Annotated in this window: 13 protein-coding genes; 8 read left to right on the forward strand and 5 right to left on the reverse strand. The window is 49.1% G+C overall.

Annotation, left to right across the window (positions count from 1 at the left end):
- Positions 1 to 11 precede the first annotated feature (11 nt).
- The 4 genes from rpmA to gcvT all read left to right on the forward strand — a co-directional run bounded on the left by rpmA (position 12) and on the right by gcvT (position 4217).
- Positions 12 to 278, forward strand: a complete 267-nt coding sequence (rpmA, locus tag NBH07_RS12355; RefSeq protein ID WP_005861909.1) for a 50S ribosomal protein L27 — start codon at positions 12 to 14, stop codon at positions 276 to 278.
- A 156-nt stretch (positions 279 to 434) separates the two neighbouring features.
- Positions 435 to 1841 carry an amidophosphoribosyltransferase gene (locus tag NBH07_RS12360; RefSeq protein WP_009018525.1) on the forward strand — a complete coding sequence of 469 codons (1407 nt, stop codon included), beginning with the start codon at positions 435 to 437 and terminating at the stop codon, positions 1839 to 1841.
- Between the two features lie 56 nt (positions 1842 to 1897).
- Positions 1898 to 3118, forward strand: coding sequence for a peptidase T (gene pepT / locus NBH07_RS12365; RefSeq protein ID WP_005861913.1), 1221 nt, complete (start codon positions 1898 to 1900; stop codon positions 3116 to 3118).
- 13 nt (positions 3119 to 3131) lie between these two features.
- Positions 3132 to 4217: a glycine cleavage system aminomethyltransferase GcvT gene (gene gcvT, locus NBH07_RS12370; protein WP_009018524.1), complete on the forward strand. Its 1086-nt coding sequence runs from the start codon at positions 3132 to 3134 to the stop codon at positions 4215 to 4217.
- An 83-nt stretch (positions 4218 to 4300) separates the two neighbouring features.
- Here the strand turns inward: gcvT and NBH07_RS12375 are convergent, their stop codons facing one another.
- Positions 4301 to 4888, reverse strand: coding sequence for a DUF4251 domain-containing protein (locus tag NBH07_RS12375; RefSeq protein WP_005861917.1), 588 nt, complete (start codon positions 4886 to 4888; stop codon positions 4301 to 4303).
- 166 nt (positions 4889 to 5054) lie between these two features.
- Here NBH07_RS12375 and NBH07_RS12380 point away from each other — a divergent pair, with 166 nt between their 5' ends.
- From NBH07_RS12380 to NBH07_RS12395, 4 genes are all read left to right on the forward strand, one after another.
- On the forward strand, positions 5055 to 6068 hold the full coding sequence (locus NBH07_RS12380; RefSeq protein ID WP_009018523.1) for a Gfo/Idh/MocA family protein: 1014 nt from the start codon (positions 5055 to 5057) through the stop codon (positions 6066 to 6068).
- Positions 6069 to 6222: 154 nt separating this feature from the next.
- Positions 6223 to 7410 (forward strand): hypothetical protein, encoded by a 1188-nt coding sequence (locus tag NBH07_RS12385; RefSeq protein WP_005861921.1) that lies wholly within the window; start codon positions 6223 to 6225, stop codon positions 7408 to 7410.
- Positions 7411 to 7474: 64 nt separating this feature from the next.
- A complete protein-coding gene (locus NBH07_RS12390) occupies positions 7475 to 8044 on the forward strand; it encodes a condensin complex protein MksE (protein WP_005866029.1) in 570 nt (189 codons plus the stop codon).
- Positions 8028 to 11657 (forward strand): ATP-binding protein, encoded by a 3630-nt coding sequence (locus NBH07_RS12395; RefSeq protein ID WP_156682552.1) that lies wholly within the window; start codon positions 8028 to 8030, stop codon positions 11655 to 11657. Before NBH07_RS12390 ends, NBH07_RS12395 begins: the two co-directional genes overlap by 17 nt.
- Positions 11658 to 11774: 117 nt before the next feature.
- Here the strand turns inward: NBH07_RS12395 and NBH07_RS12400 are convergent, their stop codons facing one another.
- The 4 genes from NBH07_RS12400 to NBH07_RS12415 all read right to left on the reverse strand — a co-directional run bounded on the left by NBH07_RS12400 (position 11775) and on the right by NBH07_RS12415 (position 16605).
- Positions 11775 to 13697 (reverse strand): NAD(+) synthase, encoded by a 1923-nt coding sequence (locus NBH07_RS12400; protein ID WP_156682551.1) that lies wholly within the window; start codon positions 13695 to 13697, stop codon positions 11775 to 11777.
- A 12-nt stretch (positions 13698 to 13709) separates the two neighbouring features.
- The gene (locus tag NBH07_RS12405) at positions 13710 to 14033 is read right to left on the reverse strand and encodes a type II toxin-antitoxin system RelE/ParE family toxin (RefSeq protein WP_121772759.1); all 324 of its coding nucleotides are present in this window, start codon (positions 14031 to 14033) and stop codon (positions 13710 to 13712) included.
- On the reverse strand, positions 14024 to 14281 hold the full coding sequence (locus NBH07_RS12410; protein ID WP_121736454.1) for a hypothetical protein: 258 nt from the start codon (positions 14279 to 14281) through the stop codon (positions 14024 to 14026). The genes NBH07_RS12405 and NBH07_RS12410 overlap by 10 nt, the downstream gene beginning before the upstream one ends.
- A gap of 137 nt (positions 14282 to 14418) precedes the next feature.
- Positions 14419 to 16605: a glutamine synthetase III family protein gene (locus NBH07_RS12415; protein ID WP_005861934.1), complete on the reverse strand. Its 2187-nt coding sequence runs from the start codon at positions 16603 to 16605 to the stop codon at positions 14419 to 14421.
- Between the last annotated feature and the right edge of the window lie 13 nt (positions 16606 to 16618).

The raw sequence follows: 16618 nt of genomic DNA on the forward strand, positions 1-16618 counted from the left end.
GAAGAAAAGAAATGGCACATAAAAAAGGTGTGGGTAGTTCTAAGAACGGCCGTGAATCACAAAGTAAAAGATTAGGTGTTAAGCTTTTTGGTGGTGAGGTTGCTAAAGCTGGTAACATCATCGTTCGTCAAAGAGGTACGGTTCATCATCCGGGCGAGAACGTAGGTATCGGTAAGGATCATACGTTGTATGCGTTGGTAGATGGCGTTGTTACTTTCCGTAGAGGAAAAGAAAACAGATCATTTGTTTCTGTAAAAGAAGTTGTTGCTGAGGCTTAAGTTTCTGCGACCAAAGAATAAGGAAAAGGATATCCTGAAAAGGGGTATCCTTTTTTTATTGCCGATGATAATAAACGTTATGAAGTAAATTTTGGAACATATATAAATAAACTTGTAACTTTGCGGTCTCAAACATAAATACAAACATAAAAAACAATGGGTGGTTTTTTCGGAACTATTTCTAAAGGAGCCTGTATTACGGATTTATTCTATGGTACAGACTACAATTCTCATCTAGGAACCCGCAGAGGCGGTATGGCTACGTACGATAAGGAAGAAGGGTTTACGCGTTCGATCCACAATCTGGAGAATTCTTATTTCCGCACCAAGTTTGAACCGGGGCTTCCTAAATTCAAAGGAAAAGCCGGGATCGGTATTATCAGCGATACGGATGCGCAGCCTATCGTTATCAACTCTCACTTAGGTAAATTCGCGATCGTGACGGTGGCGAAGATTAATAATCTGGACGAGCTGGAAAAGGAGTTATTGGAAGCGAACATGCATTTCTCGGAATTGAGTTCCGGAAAAACGAATCAGACGGAGTTAGTCGCTTTGCTGATTACACAAGGCAAGGACTTCGTGGAGGGTATTGAGAATGTTTACAATAAGATAAAGGGCTCTTGCTCTATGTTGCTCCTGACGGAGGATGGTATTATCGCCGCCCGTGATAAGTGGGGGCGTACGCCGATCGTAATCGGGAAGAAAGACGGAGCTTATGCGGCGACCAGTGAGTCTAGCAGTCTTCCGAACTTGGATTATGAGATCGAGAAATTTATAGGCCCGGGCGAGATCGTCCGTTTGCGTGCCGATGGTATGGAGCAGATGCGTAAACCGAATGAAGGGATGCAGGTCTGCTCTTTCCTTTGGGTGTATTATGGATTTCCGGTTTCTTGCTATGAGGGTAAGAACGTGGAGGATGTCCGGTTTATGAGTGGATATAAGATGGGGCAGAAGGATGACTCGGAGGTGGATTGCGCCTGTGGTATACCGGACTCCGGCGTGGGTATGGCCTTGGGATATGCGGAAGGTAAGGGGGTGCCTTATCATCGGGCTATCGCTAAGTATACACCGACGTGGCCTCGTAGTTTTACCCCGGCTAACCAAGAGATGCGTGCTTTGGTGGCTAAGATGAAATTGATACCGAACCGTGCGATGCTGGAAGGCAGACGCATCCTTTTCTGCGACGACTCGATCGTGCGTGGTACACAGCTTCGTGATAACGTGAAGATCTTATATGATTATGGGGCGAAAGAGGTACATATGCGTATCGCTTGCCCTCCATTGATTTATAGTTGCCCGTTTATCGGTTTTACTTCTTCCAAGAGTCCTTTGGAGTTGATAACTCGTCAGATTATCAAGGAACTGGAAGGGGATGAGAATAAGAATCTGGATAAATATGCTACGACAGACTCTCCGGAATATAAGAAGATGGTCGGAATTATCGCCGAGCGTTTCGGGTTGAGTTCCTTGAAGTTTAATACGCTGGAAACCTTGGTGGAGGCGATCGACCTTCCTAAGTGTAAGGTTTGTACGCATTGCTTTGATGGTTCAAGCTGTTTTTAGAAAAATTTTACCTACTTTTATGCCTGCAATGTTTTAATGGCTAAAAAGAGTGAGTTATGACAGTTTTAGATAGATTTTTAAAGTACGTTACGTTCGATACCCAGTCGAACGAGGAGACGGGTACGACTCCTAGTACGCCGGGACAACGTGTCTTTGCCGAGGCTTTGGTGAAGGAATTGGAAGCGATTGGTATGGAGGAGATCTCCTTGGATGAGAATAGTTATGTAATGGCTACTCTGCCGGCTAATACGGACGAGAAAATCCCGACTATCGGTTTTATCGCTCATTTGGATACGAGTCCGGATATGTCGGGTAAGAATGTTCAACCTCGTATCGTGACTTATCTGGGTGGTGATATTGTCTTGGATGCGGAAGAAAATGTTGTACTATCTCAATCGATGTTCCCAGAGCTTTCTGATTATAAGGGACAGGATATTATCGTAACGAATGGTAAGACTTTATTAGGTGCCGATGATAAGGGAGGTGTAGCCGCTATCGTCGCCTCTATGCAATATTTGAAGGATCATCCGGAGATCAAGCACGGTAAGATCCGTATCGCTTTTACCCCGGATGAGGAAATCGGACAAGGTGCCGATCATTTCGACGTGGAGAAGTTCGGTTGTGATTGGGGATATACGATTGATGGTGGACAAATCGGTGAGTTGGAATATGAGAATTTCAATGCCGCCGGCGCTAAAATTATCTTCAAGGGCTTGAACGTACATCCGGGATACGCCAAGGATAAGATGCAAAACGCTTCCTTGCGTGCGATCGAGTTTGCTTCTTGGTTGCCGGCCGAGCAACGTCCGGAGCATACGACTGGTTATGAGGGATTCTTCCATTTGACCGGTATGACCGGTTCGGTTGAGGAAGCTACTCTATCTTACATCATCCGTGACCATGACCGGAAGTTGTTCGAGGAGAAGAAAGAATTGCTTCGTACGTTGGTTGATAAGATGAATGAAGCGCATCCGGGATGTGCGCATTTAGAGCTTCGGGATCAATATTACAATATGCGCGAGGTCGTGGAGCCCCAGAAGCATATCGTTGATTTGGCGTTTGAGGCGATGACCTCCGTTGGGGTAGAACCGATCGTGAAACCGATCCGGGGAGGTACGGATGGTGCCCGCCTGTCGTTTATGGGATTGCCTTGCCCGAATATTTTCGCGGGAGGCCTGAATTTTCACGGACGTTATGAGTTCTTGCCCGTTCGTTCGTTGGAAAAGAGTATGGAAACAGTTATAAAAATCATAGAGCTATCGGCTCGTAAATCTTAAATGCAATAATTACATGAAAACAACTCCGTTTACCGACGTGCATATCGCCTTGGGCGCGAAGATGCACGAATTCGCAGGTTTCAATATGCCTATCGAATATTCCGGAATTATCGACGAACACATGACTGTAGTGAATGGTGTAGGTGTGTTCGATGTTTCCCACATGGGCGAGTTTTGGGTAAAAGGCCCGAACGCTTTGGCTTTCATTCAAAGCGTAACTTCTAACGACGCTTCTGTCTTGCCGCTTGGTAAGGCTCAATATACTTGCTTCCCGAATGACAAGGGAGGTATCGTGGATGACCTTTTGGTATATCATTACGAGCCGGAGAAATATTTGCTGGTCGTAAACGCCGGTAATATCGATAAGGATTGGGAATGGTGCGTAAGCCATAATACGGTAGGTGCCGAATTGGAGAATTCTTCCGACCGTACGGCTCAATTGGCTATCCAAGGACCGAAGGCACAGGAGGTTCTTCAACGTCTTACTCCGGTTGATTTATCTTCTATTCCTTACTATTCATTCGTGACGGGTGAGTTCGCCGGTTGCAAGAACGTGATTATCTCTAACACGGGGTATACCGGTGCGGGTGGCTTCGAGTTGTATTTCTATCCGAGTGATGCGATGACGATCTGGAACGCTATCTTCGAGGCTGGAAAGCCGGAAGGGATCAAGTCGATCGGTTTGGGAGCACGCGATACGCTTCGTCTTGAGATGGGCTTCTGCTTGTATGGAAATGATTTGGATGATACGACTTCTCCGATCGAGGCTGGTTTAGGCTGGATCACGAAGTTCGCCGAGGGTAAGAACTTTACGAATCGTGCGGAATTGGAGCGTCAGAAGAAAGAGGGCGTAACCCGTAAGTTGTGTGCTTTCGAGTTGCAGGAAAAGGGAATTCCCCGTCATGGCTATGAGATCGCCGATGCGGAAGAGAATGTAATTGGCGTGGTTACTTCCGGTACGATGTCTCCGGTATTGAAGAAGGGGATCGGTATGGGATACGTGAAACCTGAGTTCGCGAAAGCGGGTACGGATATCTTTATCAAGGTGCGTAATAAGAACTTGAAGGCTCAAGTGGTAAAGGCTCCTTTCCGTAAATAAGAGATAAGGCTATCTATAAATAGTTCGAAGGCGATGTTCCTCACGGAGCACCGCCTTCCTTATTATAGAAAAGTTGGACATGATTAATATGTTGTTCCCTGGAAAATGTTCGATTGTGAGTACGGAAGTAGGGTACCGGTCATTCTCAAGTTTCTACCGGAGAAGTTCGGGTCTACGGTAACGGTTGCGTTGTTTGTTCCGTTGGTAAGCATCAAGCTAACGGTAGCGGAGATAAACACACCCTGTACGTTCATGTTCAGATAAACATTGCCCTTGTCATCCTGCTTGGTCTGGATATTGGAGGCGCTACCTTGTACGGTGATACCACCTAATCCGTTAGGACCGGGATACGGAGAGTTGGATGCGATCTGGACCATAGCCTGTCCGTCATTCAAAGATACGAAGTTCGTATTTGAATTTACGTAGAATACCTGTCCGTTCATCGGTTGTATGTTGTTAGCCTCCAATACGAATGATTGGTTGTTGATAGCTTGTACAGCGGCGTTAAACTCTTCTTGGCCTTCTACGGCATCTTGTGCCAGACGCTCTTGTTTTTTGATTTCTCTCTCTACTTTTTTGGCTTCCTTTGTTATCGATTTTTGAGCCATTACTTGTGTCATTCCGCACATAGCGACAGCGAGAACGACGATAAAAGATACAATTCTTTTCATACTTGATTTAGTTTTAAAACGGTTTTAAATTGTATAGATTAAACAGCGTCGTCGCGAAAAAGTTCCTGTGACTTATCCTTTTTATAGATACAATAACATTTCCACGGAGTATTTATGTTAAACAGAAATCGTACATTTGTAAATAAAGAACATAATACGATAGAATATGGATAAAGTACGTTTTGGTGTAGTCGGAACCAATTTCATAAGTGATTGGGTAATTGCCGGAGCCCGGCAGGATGAGCGTTTTGAACTGGTAGCTGTATATTCGAGAACTCAGGAGACGGCGGATGCTTTCGCCTCGAAACATAATATACCGTATACGTTTACCTCCTTGGAGGAGATGGCGAAAAGCCCGTTGATCGACGCCGTGTATATTGCCTCCCCGAACTTCCTTCATGCCTCCCAGAGTATTCTTTGCATGAGCTATGGCAAGCATGTTCTTTGCGAGAAACCCTTCGCTTCCAACGCGAAAGAAGTACGTGCGATGATCGAGGCTTCCCGTACATATAATGTCACGTTGATGGAGGCGATGAAGCCTACGCTTACGCCAAATTTCCTTGCTGTACGAGAGAATCTTGGGCGTGTAGGTACGGTTCGTCGTTATTTCGCCTGCTATTGCCAGTATTCCTCCCGTTATGATAAGTTCAAGGAAGGAATCGTGTTGAACGCTTTCAAGCCGGAGTTGTCTAATGGGGCCATGATGGATATCGGTATTTATACGGTCTATCCGATGGTTGTCTTGTTTGGTCGCCCAAAGAAGATAGATGCCTCGGGCATAGTCCTGTCCTCAGGAGCGGACGGGCAAGGGGCCGTGAATTTCTTGTATGAGGGGATGAACGCCACGGTGCTTTATTCTAAGATCGTCAACTCCGCCTTGCCTACCGAGATACAAGGGGAGGAGGGGAACTTGACCTTGGACCGGATCAATATCATCCGTAAAGTGACGTATTCTCCCCGTTTAGCTCCGGCGATGGGAAAAGGCCCGGAACCGGTTCCGGAAGACCTAAGCGTGGTCGCCGATAAGGATGAGTACTATTATGAGGTAGTGGAATTTATCAACCTCGTCTTGTCTGGCAAGCGGGAGTCAGAAATCAATAGCCTTGATAATTCTTTGATTACATTGGAGATTATCGATGAAGTACGCCGGCAGTTGGGAATTGTGTATCCGGCGGATTGATAACTCTTCGTGATTTTCCTCTTTTTCCATCGGGGTGAAAAACTTTTTCCACCGTGATGAAAAAGCTTTTTCACTACGATGGAAATCCTTTTTCATCACGGAGAAAAAAGGGTTACTTGTATTTTTATTACCTTTGTGTCCTTAATTGTTTAGGATGTACATATATAATTCAATACCCCATATAACGAACACGCTAAATCTGGGAAAGGACCTATTGGAGGTCTTATTTGAGAAAAGAAAATCATTACCGTTTCGCTATGATTATGCGTTGGATATTATCGATGAGAATAAATTGAATATCCTGATCGAGCGTGAGGTGATCCGCAGGAACGGCCCTTATATCGAGATGGATGAGCATTATCTCTCTTTCTATGAGCTGCTTCTGGAGGCGAATGAGGAGATTTCTACCTCGGTGATCGATGAGAATATCCAGTTGGTGTATCAATTGATCGATTATTATGGCAAGGAGGATAACGATTTGCGTAAGCTGGGTTATCTGCGATCGGTCAAGGCGCATTTGCGGAAGATCGGGAAGATCTTGGTACGTAACGTGGTGTCCTTGCAACGGGTGATCGATAATACGTTCAAGAACGAGCCGAGCTATAAGGTGAAGATCGCCAAACTGGAGAATCTGGACGCTAAGCGAATCGAGATCAACCGCCTGATCGTGGAAGTGGAGAAGCTGCTGGATCGGGAACGGACTCCCTTTTTCGCCCAAGCCCCGGACGAGGAGTTGTTGACGATCGCCCGTGAGTTGAAGACGGAGTTATTGAGCGCCGGCCATAGCTTGATCCATTCCCAACAGGATATCATTGATTACTTGAACCAGATCCGTACGCAGGTGGGTTTTACCCGTAAGCTGCGTCGTATCAAATATCTGCGGGAGCAGTTTGAGTTACAGGAGAACACGAACGTGCGGGAGGTGGTAGACGCGGAGCGTTCCGTGGTATTGGAGGGCGTGCAGCCTACCTTATTCAAGGTTTCCATTCCTTATTTGCAAACGGACGAGGCACTGGATGTCATCTTGAAGGTGGCCGACGGCATACGGCCGGACAAGGTGATCCACCGGCAGGAGCTGGGGGTGATCTCCGCCGAGCAGATGGAGAATCAAGAGGTGGGGGAGGCTGCTATCAATACCCGGAAGATGATGGATGTTTTTAGCCGGACCGGAGGGGATTTGTTCTCTTTCGTGATGGCGTATGATTATAACCGGGAGATGGATTTCGAGGCGAAGGTTACGTTATTTTGCCGTTTACTCTCCCTCTATGAGAATGAGTTGGAGATAACAGACCGTTTTGGGCATATGGAGCATATAGAATATGCCATTATTCAAAGAACCTAGTTGTAGAGACGGGGCACGCCCCGTCTCTACAACTGGATAAAATAGAACAACAATAATAATAAGGATGATAGATAATTTACCGGTACAGACCGCACAGATCTATGATTACCTGTCGAAAGGTAATTTTCTGTGCTCGAATACAAGTGTAAAGGAGTTGAGGACACTCTTCTCGGTCGTAGAAGATAATTTTGAGCGTTTACGTGATTATTTCTCGCATATCAATTTCGTGTTGGAGCAGGGGAATAATTACTTCTACTTCTCCCGCAAGGAGCCCCGGGCTACCTTGGAGCAAAAGCTCCAGCGTTTCTTCGCTTGGATCGATATCATGGACTTCTTCTGTACGTACGATACGGCCTTCGGGCCCGGTTTCACTTTCTCGCCGGCGGAGATATTGGTACGTTCCCGTATCGACATGGATCTAGAGATGAAGCTGGACGGGTTGAAAAAACATACCGGAGGCAAGGAGAAACGCAAGGATATCCTCGATACCATCTTGGACAGGATGACGAAAGAGGGCTTTATCGAGTGCGTAAGCGATATGAACGGGACGTGGAAAGTGCTCTCCTCGTGGGACTACCTCACGAAGATGATCCATAGTATTAACATAAAGAACGAAGATGAGATATCTCAATAAAATAGTATTTATAAACAGCGCCGCTATCCGTTACTCGGAAGTACAGCTGGATGGAAATATACATTTAATCGGAACGCAGGGAGTGGGGAAGAGTACGATCCTCCGTGCGATCCTTTTCTTTTACAACGCCGATACGCAGCGGCTCGGAATCCCGGTCGAGAAGAAGTCGTATCAGGATTATTATTTCCCTTATGCCGATTCCTCGATCATCTACGAGGTAGCGAGGGAGGATGGTTGGTTTACGGTACTTAGTTATAAGACGATGAACCGTATCTGCTACCGTTTTATCGCCTCTCCGTACCGGCCGGATCTTTTTATCGACGAGGAGGGAGCGCCTTATCCGTCGGATCGTATCCGCTCGGTGCTCGATAAGAACGGTATCAAATATAGCGGGGCGATCTCCACGTATGAGGAATACCGGAATATCCTCTACGGAAACTCGGATAATAAACGGGATTACTCCTGTTATTCCTTGATGGAGAGCGGCTCGTATCAGAATATCATCCGTACGATCCAGAACGTCTTGCTGAATTCACGCTTGGAGGCGGATTATATCAAGCAGACGATCATCACCTCCTTGAACGAGGCGGATAGCGTGATCGACTTGAGCCGTTACCGGAGCCATCTATCCGGTTTTGAGGCGCAACTGAATGATATCGGTGTTTTCCGTGAGCCGGGCATGGCGCGGAAGGCCGCTGGGATCTCTACCTTGTCGGACGATATCCGTAAGCGGGATTTACGGATCAACGATCTGTGCCGCCAATTGCGCGGGGCTTATCTGGAAACGGAGCGTATCTTGCCGGAGTTGTCCCGGAAGATACACGAGCAGGAGGCGGTCAAATCGGATTTCTATAAGCAAAGGGATAAGCTGGACGCTGAATCGAAGAACCGGACAGCCACGATGGAAGGCGAGTTGGCCGTGCTGAAAAACGCCTTGTCGGAGGCGGAAGCGAAACGGGTTTTCTATGCCGGAAAAGATATCCAGACGGCGATGGATCGTTGTAACAAATTGGAGATCTTACAGCAGGAACAGGAATCCTTAGTCGTGGAGAAAGATTTGCTTTCTTCCAAGAATAAAGAAGCCTCGGTCTTGCACGCCAATTTGATCGCTAATCTGAAGAACGAGTTGGCCGGCTTCGAGAACGAGAAACAGAAACAATTACTGGCGGCAGAGACTGAGATCAATGCTCGTCGGGAGGCTCGCCGGGAGTATTATCGACGGCTACGGGAGGAATTGCGCCATGCCGCCTCGGAGGAGAAAGAGCGTTTGTTGGTGGATCGGGAGAAACGTACGACGGAGGTCGCCGCCTTGAAGATGCGTATCAAGACCACCCGGGGGCAGTCGGGAACCTCGGAGGAATTGGAGGCGGTCAAAGGGCGTCTCGGTAATTACGACGCAAACCGGAAGGACTTGGAGCTGAAGATCCGTGAGCTGAAGTACGAGTTGAACTACCAGACGAAAGAGTTCGAGACCGCCGGGAAGCATTTGGATGAGGATTATCAAAAGCTAGCGGAATCCAATGAGGTGAAGATCGAGGCCCTGAGCGCTAAGCTAGCGGAACTGACGGAGTTCTTGGATAACCAGAAAGATAGCTTCTTCAATTGGCTGTCCGAGCATAAACCCGGCTGGGAGCAGACGATCGGGCAAGTGTGTGACGAGCGCCTGCTTTACGGGAAAGAGTTTACGGCGGAGGTAGGCGAGGGAGATACCTTTTATGGAATCCGCTTCACCTCCGGGATTCACCGGAATGTCAAGACCAAGGAGGATTACTTGGCGGAGAAGAAGGATGCCGAGGAAAAACGTGCCGGAATCCAGCGCTTCATCGCTACGGCGCGGCAGGATTTGGAGGCGGCAAAGGAGAATCTCCGCAAGCAATATCAATCCTCCGTGAAGCCCATCAAGGAGGATATCTATCATGCGGAATATGAGTTGGAGCAACTGGCGGTCCGCAAGAAAGAGGACGAGTCTCGTCTGTCGGCCTTACGGGATCAGGCGACCCGTCTGAGGCAGGAGGAGATCCGGCGCTTGGAGGAGGAGTTGAACGCTGCCGAGGCCACCCTTTCCTCGATCCAGCAGGAGATCGCCACGCTTCAAGGCAAGATGGACCGGGAACTCGCTTCCTTGGATGAGCAAGAGAAAGACGAGCTGGCTGCTTTGGATAAGGAACTCTCCGTCGCAAGGGAAGCTATCTCGGAGGAGATCGCACGCAAGAAAGCGGAGCTGGAAGAGCGCAAATCCGGATATGACAGGGAGCAATTGGATAGCCTGACCGCTAGCGGTGGCGATCCGAAACGTTTGGAGGAGATCCATTCCCGCTTGGCGTATATCGGTGGGGAGATTAAATATATCAACGAGACCAAGGCATTGATTATCGAGTATCTGAAAGATAAACGAGAGATGCTGGATAAGGTACCCGACTGGACGGCGGAGAGCCTGCGCTTGCAGCAGATCATCCACGGGGAACGGGAGGAATTGAAAAAGCGTCTGGCGGACGTGAACCGGAGTATCTTCAAGGTAGATGCCGAGTTGAAGGAGCTGAAGGAGTCCAACCGGAAAGCGTTGGAGAACCGGGAGGAATATCACCGCTCTACCCTGTTGGACTGGTTTACCTCTAGGGAATCCATCTTCTCTTCCATGAACCGTACCGATACGGATGGCGATTGCCGTTCCTTGGTACGGGAGATCACGATCTGCGTCAGCGAGCAATCCCAGAAGCTTTCCGAGCTGCGCAAGGAGATAACCGCCTACACCGGCAATTTCTCCGAGGATAATGTGTTCGCCTTCAAGACGAGCTTCTCGGATGATAAAGAGTATATGGATTTCGCTTGCGACTTGAAGGAGTTTATCGACGAGGATAAGGTCTCGGAATACCAGTCGCGTATCAATACCCGCAACTCGGATATCTTCCGGCAGATCACGTCGGACACGAAAAGCATGGTCTCTCAGGAAGGCAATATCCGTGGCGTGGTGGATCAGATCAACGCCGATTTCAAGGAGAAGAACTTCGTAGGGATTATCCAGTGTATCGAGATGCGTATTGATCCGAGCCAGAACAAGATCGTCAATCTGTTGAAGGAGATCAAGCGATTCAACGAGGAATATAGCTGGGATTTGGGGCAGAACCTCTTCGCTTCCTCAGCCGACGATACGGCTACCCGGGAGAAGGCGACGATGTTGCTACGTGAGTTGATCAAGTCGATGGACGCTTATTCCGGCAACTTGATCCGCTTGGCGGATTTCTTCGACCTTAAATTCCGGGTGATCGAGAACCGGAATGATACGGGCTTCGTGGAGCGCCTTACGAACGTAGGCTCCGAGGGTACGGATATTCTGGTCAAATCCATGGTAAATATCATGTTGCTGAACGTGTTCAAGCGGAACGCCTCCACGGTGTTCTCCGATTTCAGGCTACATTGCATGATGGATGAGATCGGGAAGCTACACCCGAATAACGTGGCGGGGATCTTGAAATTCGCCAACGACCGGGATATTCTCTTGATCAATGGCTCACCGACCGAGCAGGATGCCCTGTCCTATAAGCACATCTATAAACTGGAGAAGGACGGCGATAGCTTCACCCGGATCCGGAGGGTGATCACGCAGTTCGATTAGGCAGGATCATAGCCGAGGCTTTCTCACCGATCATAACTGAGGCTCTCTCACGGGTCATAGCCGAGGCTTCGACACCCATGAGAGAGCCTCGTCTATGACCATACCCGTGAACGAATGTTAAAGCCCTGCGATCTCATCCAGCCAAAGCGTAGCCATCGCGTCGCTCGGCATTCGCCAGTCTCCACGCGGGGAGAGGCTGATGGAGCCTACTTTCGGGCCGTCGGGCAGGCAACTGCGCTTGAACTGTTGCTGGAAGAAGCGGCGGAAGAAGGTATGGAGCCATTTCTTGAGGGTGGCATCGTCGTAGGTTTCCCCGAATGCCCGCTTCGCCAAGAAGTAGATCTTTGCGGGGGAGGCACCGAAGCGCAGGAAGTGATAGAGGAAGAAATCGTGCAGCTCGTAGGGGCCTACCAAATCCTCCGTCTTCTGCTTGATATTTCCATGCTCGTCGGCGGGAATCAATTCCGGGCTGATCGGAGTGTCTACTATATCTAATAACGTGGTGCGGGAAGCCTCGTCTACCTTGTTGTTGGCAACCCATTCCACCAGATATTTGACCAATGTCTTGGGAATGCTACCGTTGACGCCGTACATAGACATATGGTCGCCATTGTAAGTAGCCCAGCCCAAGGCAAGCTCCGAGAGATCCCCCGTACCGATCACGAGGCCGTTCGCTTGGTTCGCCACGTCCATAAGAAGTTGGGTACGCTCGCGGGCTTGGCTGTTCTCGTAGGTCACGTCATGTACATGGATGTCGTGATCAATATCCTTGAAATGTTGGACGCAAGCCTCCTTGATGGAGATCTCCCGGAGGGTCACGCCCAGGGAGCGTATCAAGTCGCAGGCATTGGTATAGGTACGATCCGTCGTCCCGAAGCCGGGCATGGTGATGCCGATGATCTTATCCCGTGGGATCTTCAAGGCGTCGAAGGTCATGACGGTGACCAGTAGGGCCAAGGTGGAATCCAGTCCCCCGGAGATGCCTACGACGGCGGTTTGGGCGTGGGCATGGAGGACACGCTTGGCGAGTCCCGCTACCTGTATATGGAATATTTCCTCGCAACGTTCTTTCAAGGCATCGCCGGAAGGGGTAAAGGGATGCGGGTCGATTACCCGGGTCAAGTCCAGCGCCCGGTTGGGAAGGCTGAATGAGACTACGGTGCCGTTATCCATGTTATGGTTGAGATAACCCTGCATGAAACTGGTGTTGATCCGTCGGTCGTTCTGTAAGTTCTGGATATCGATCTCGCTGATAACGAGTTGCTCCTCCATGGAGAAACGCTCGGATTCCCTTAATAACGTGCCGTTCTCCGCTATGATACCGTTTCCCGCGAATACGAGGTCGGTACTGGATTCCCCGAAACCGGCGGAAGCGTAGACGTATCCGGCGATACAACGTGCGGATTGCTGGCAGATCAAGGATCGTAAGTAAGCATGCTTACCGATCAACTCGTTGCTGGCGGATAGATTGAATATCAAGTTCGCCCCCTGCATGGCTAGCTCGGAGCTGGGAGGGATGGGAACCCAAAGATCCTCGCAGATCTCGATACCCACACGTACCTCATCGTACTCGAAGATCAGGTAGCAATCCAGCGGCACTTCCCGGTTACCGATCGTGATCATGGATTGCTGTAGGTGTGAAGAGGCCGTGAACCAACGCTCTTCTTGGAACTCCTTGTAGCTGGGCAGGTAACTTTTGGGCACTACCCCCAATATCTCGCCCCGTTGGAAAGCGACGGCGGCGTTTATCAGTTGGCTCCCGCTGACAAGCGGGCAACCTACGATCGTTAGTAAATCCAGATCGGCGGTGTTGTTCACTAAATCCAGCAAGGCTTTCTCGGCGTTTCTGAGTAAGGTCTCTTGCGAGAACAAATCCATGCAAGTATAAGACGTAACCGATAATTCGGGGAAGGCGATGATCTGGACCTCTTTTTGGGACGCTTGGCGCATCAATCCCTCAATCTGTTGAATATTATAAAAGCAGTCAGCCACTTTAACCTGTGGTACGGCTGCCGCTACTTTGACGAATCCGTAATTCATATTTGTTATTGTTTATCTGATAGATGTTCTTAATTTATCGGGGTTTTGACGACAGTCGAAGATCGCGGAGATATAGATGATATCATCTTCTATAAAATAGATGATTTTGTAATGTTCATGAACAAGAGACCGAAAGCCTTGCGACTCCGAGGATAAAGCTTGCTCATAAAAACCGAGAAGAGGATTGTCAGCTAACAAATCGGCGTAATGTTTCAGGTCCTTGACTTTCTTGTGGGCCATGTTGATAGAAATCTCCTTCTTATAATACTTCGTAATTTCTTTCAAATCTTCTTTGGCCTTGGCTGTCCAATATGGATTTTTCTGTTTCAGAACCATGTCTCTATCTCTTTATCTAGATCCTCACTTGATGTAACTCTACCTTCTCGGGCATCTTCTACCGATTTCCGTACCGCTGCTATCATCTCCTCTTGCGAGTGGATTACGCAAGGGCGGGGTGTCCTTCTCTTGGAAAAAATCTTTTTGGCAGCCCGTTCCAGTTCCTCCGATATCTCCATGTCATCGATTTTGTTAAGGTATCTCTCCACGAAGCTTTCTCTCCATTGTTGTAACTCTATTGTCGTCATATCAATTTCCCTCCTATATATTTATGCCCCAAAGGTATGTATTTTGTATGGGATAAAAAAGAAGGAGAGGTATACTTCGCAGCATCCTCTCCTTGTTAACACAAAACAATCAACAAAAAACTACTGTCTGAATAAGACTATCTGATGAATAAAAGCTCACGATATTTCGGCAAGGTCCATATCTGGTCATCGACAACCAGTTCCAACTTGTCGATATGGTAACGGATGGCTTCCATCATCGGGACGATCCGGTCGTGGTAAGCGATCGCCTTCTCCCGCTCGCTCTCGATCTTGTTGGCTATCTTGCGGGCGTTGACCATCTCGTCCACTTTTTCCTTGATGAAGATCGTGCGGTTCGCTATATCCTCGATGATCTCCATGTTCTTGGAGGATAGATGGGCGGCTTTATCTGCGGGGAATAATTCACGCATCTTATATACGTTGTCGATCAAGGAAGACTGGTATTTGGTGGCCATCGGGATGATATGGTTCATTGTCAGGTCGCCTAATACACGGGCCTCGATCTGGATCTTCTTCGTGTACATCTCCCATTTGACCTCGTTGCGAGCCTCCAGCTCCTTACGGGTCATGACTCCCGTGGACTCGAACATGCGGACGCTGCTATCTTTCAAATAAGCGTCGAAGATCAAAGGCACGCTGGTCTCGCAATCCAAGCCCCGGCGTGCGGCCTCGGCCTTCCATTCCTCGCTGTAGCCATTGCCGTCGAAATGGATCGCCTTGCATTCCTTGATATCCTTGCGGATTACCTCGATGATAGCGGCGAACTTATCCTTTCCGGTGGCTATCTTAGCGTCTACCTCGGCCTTGAACTGCCTCAACTGATCCGCTACGGCGGCGTTCAATACCAGCATGGCGGCGGCGCAGTTCGCGGAGGAACCTACGGCACGGAACTCGAAACGATTACCGGTGAAGGCGAAAGGGGAGGTACGGTTACGATCCGTGTTATCGATCAATAACTCGGGGATACGGGCGATATCGAGTTTCATGCCTTGCTTTCCCGCTAGGTTGAAATCTTCCGTATCGCTGTTCTCCAGATGTTCCAATACCTTGGATAGCTGTGTCCCTAAGAAGCTGGAGATGATCGCTGGGGGAGCCTCGTTCGCTCCCAGACGATGGGCGTTGGTCGCGCTGGAGATGCTGGCCTTCAGCAATGCGTTATGGGTGTACACGGCTTTCAGTACGTTGACCACGAAGGTCACGAAGCGCAGGTTGTCTTCCGGCGTCTTACCCGGTCCCATCAAAAGGATTCCGGTATCGGTTCCCAGCGACCAGTTATTGTGCTTGCCGGAACCGTTCACGCCTTTGAACGGTTTCTCGTGCAACAGGACACGGAACCCATGTTTGCGGGAGATCTTGCGCATTAGGGCCATGATCAGTAAGTTATGGTCATTGGCGAGGTTGCATTCCTCGAAGATGGGAGCCAGCTCGAATTGGTTCGGGGCGACCTCGTTATGACGGGTCTTTACGGGAATGCCAAGTTTCAATGCCTCAACCTCGAGGTCTTTCATGAATTCCATGACACGGGTGGGGATGGCTCCGAAGTAATGATCCTCCAACTGTTGGTTCTTCGAGCTCTCGTGCCCCATCAGAGTACGGCCGGTCATCAACAGATCGGGACGTGCGGCGTATAGGCCCTCGTCTACTAGGAAGTATTCCTGTTCCCAACCTAGGTAGGCGTATACTTTCTTCACGTCCGGGTTGAAGTAGTGGCAGACATCGACCGCCGCCTTGTTCACGGCTTCCAAGGCTTTCAGCAAGGGAGCTTTGTAGTCGAGGGACTCGCCTGTGTAAGCGATGAAGATCGTCGGGATGCACAGGGTGTCTCCTACGATAAAAGCAGGGGAGGAAGGATCCCAAGCCGAGTAGCCACGGGCCTCGAACGTATTGCGGATACCGCCGTTCGGGAAACTGGAGGCGTCCGGCTCTTGCTGGATCAGTAGTTTCCCCTCGAATTCCTCAAGTACGCCGCCTTTGCCATCGTGCTCGATGAAAGCATCGTGCTTCTCGGCGGTACCTTCCGTCAAGGGATGGAACCAGTGGGTGTAGTGGGTAGCGCCTTTTTCCATCGCCCATTTCTTCATGCCGGAGGCCACGGCGTTCGCTGTCTCACGGTCTAACGGGGTACCGTTGTCGATGGAGTCCACCAGTCTCTCGTACGCTCTCTCTGGAAGATATTTGAACATCTTCTCACGGTTGAATACCAGCTCGCCGTAATACTTGGAAGGTCTCTCGGCGGGAGTGGTTAGCTCGGTCGCTTTTTTCTCGAACGCCGATTCTACGACTCTAAATCTTAACTTTGACATAATACCTGATGAT

The organism is Parabacteroides sp. B2-S-102, assembly GCF_023656665.1.
Lineage (GTDB): Bacteria > Bacteroidota > Bacteroidia > Bacteroidales > Tannerellaceae > Parabacteroides > Parabacteroides distasonis.

Bases quoted from the DNA above. Each gene is read 5' to 3' on its own strand.
- rpmA (WP_005861909.1), top strand. From the start codon at position 12: ATGGCACATAAAAAAGGTGTGGGTAGTTCTAAGAACGGCCGTGAATCA.
- NBH07_RS12360 (WP_009018525.1), top strand. From the start codon at position 435: ATGGGTGGTTTTTTCGGAACTATTTCTAAAGGAGCCTGTATTACGGAT.
- pepT (WP_005861913.1), top strand. From the start codon at position 1,898: ATGACAGTTTTAGATAGATTTTTAAAGTACGTTACGTTCGATACCCAG.
- gcvT (WP_009018524.1), top strand. From the start codon at position 3,132: ATGAAAACAACTCCGTTTACCGACGTGCATATCGCCTTGGGCGCGAAG.
- NBH07_RS12375 (WP_005861917.1), bottom strand. From the start codon at position 4,888: ATGAAAAGAATTGTATCTTTTATCGTCGTTCTCGCTGTCGCTATGTGC.
- NBH07_RS12380 (WP_009018523.1), top strand. From the start codon at position 5,055: ATGGATAAAGTACGTTTTGGTGTAGTCGGAACCAATTTCATAAGTGAT.
- NBH07_RS12385 (WP_005861921.1), top strand. From the start codon at position 6,223: ATGTACATATATAATTCAATACCCCATATAACGAACACGCTAAATCTG.
- NBH07_RS12390 (WP_005866029.1), top strand. From the start codon at position 7,475: ATGATAGATAATTTACCGGTACAGACCGCACAGATCTATGATTACCTG.
- NBH07_RS12395 (WP_156682552.1), top strand. From the start codon at position 8,028: ATGAGATATCTCAATAAAATAGTATTTATAAACAGCGCCGCTATCCGT.
- NBH07_RS12400 (WP_156682551.1), bottom strand. From the start codon at position 13,697: ATGAATTACGGATTCGTCAAAGTAGCGGCAGCCGTACCACAGGTTAAA.
- NBH07_RS12405 (WP_121772759.1), bottom strand. From the start codon at position 14,033: ATGGTTCTGAAACAGAAAAATCCATATTGGACAGCCAAGGCCAAAGAA.
- NBH07_RS12410 (WP_121736454.1), bottom strand. From the start codon at position 14,281: ATGACGACAATAGAGTTACAACAATGGAGAGAAAGCTTCGTGGAGAGA.
- NBH07_RS12415 (WP_005861934.1), bottom strand. From the start codon at position 16,605: ATGTCAAAGTTAAGATTTAGAGTCGTAGAATCGGCGTTCGAGAAAAAA.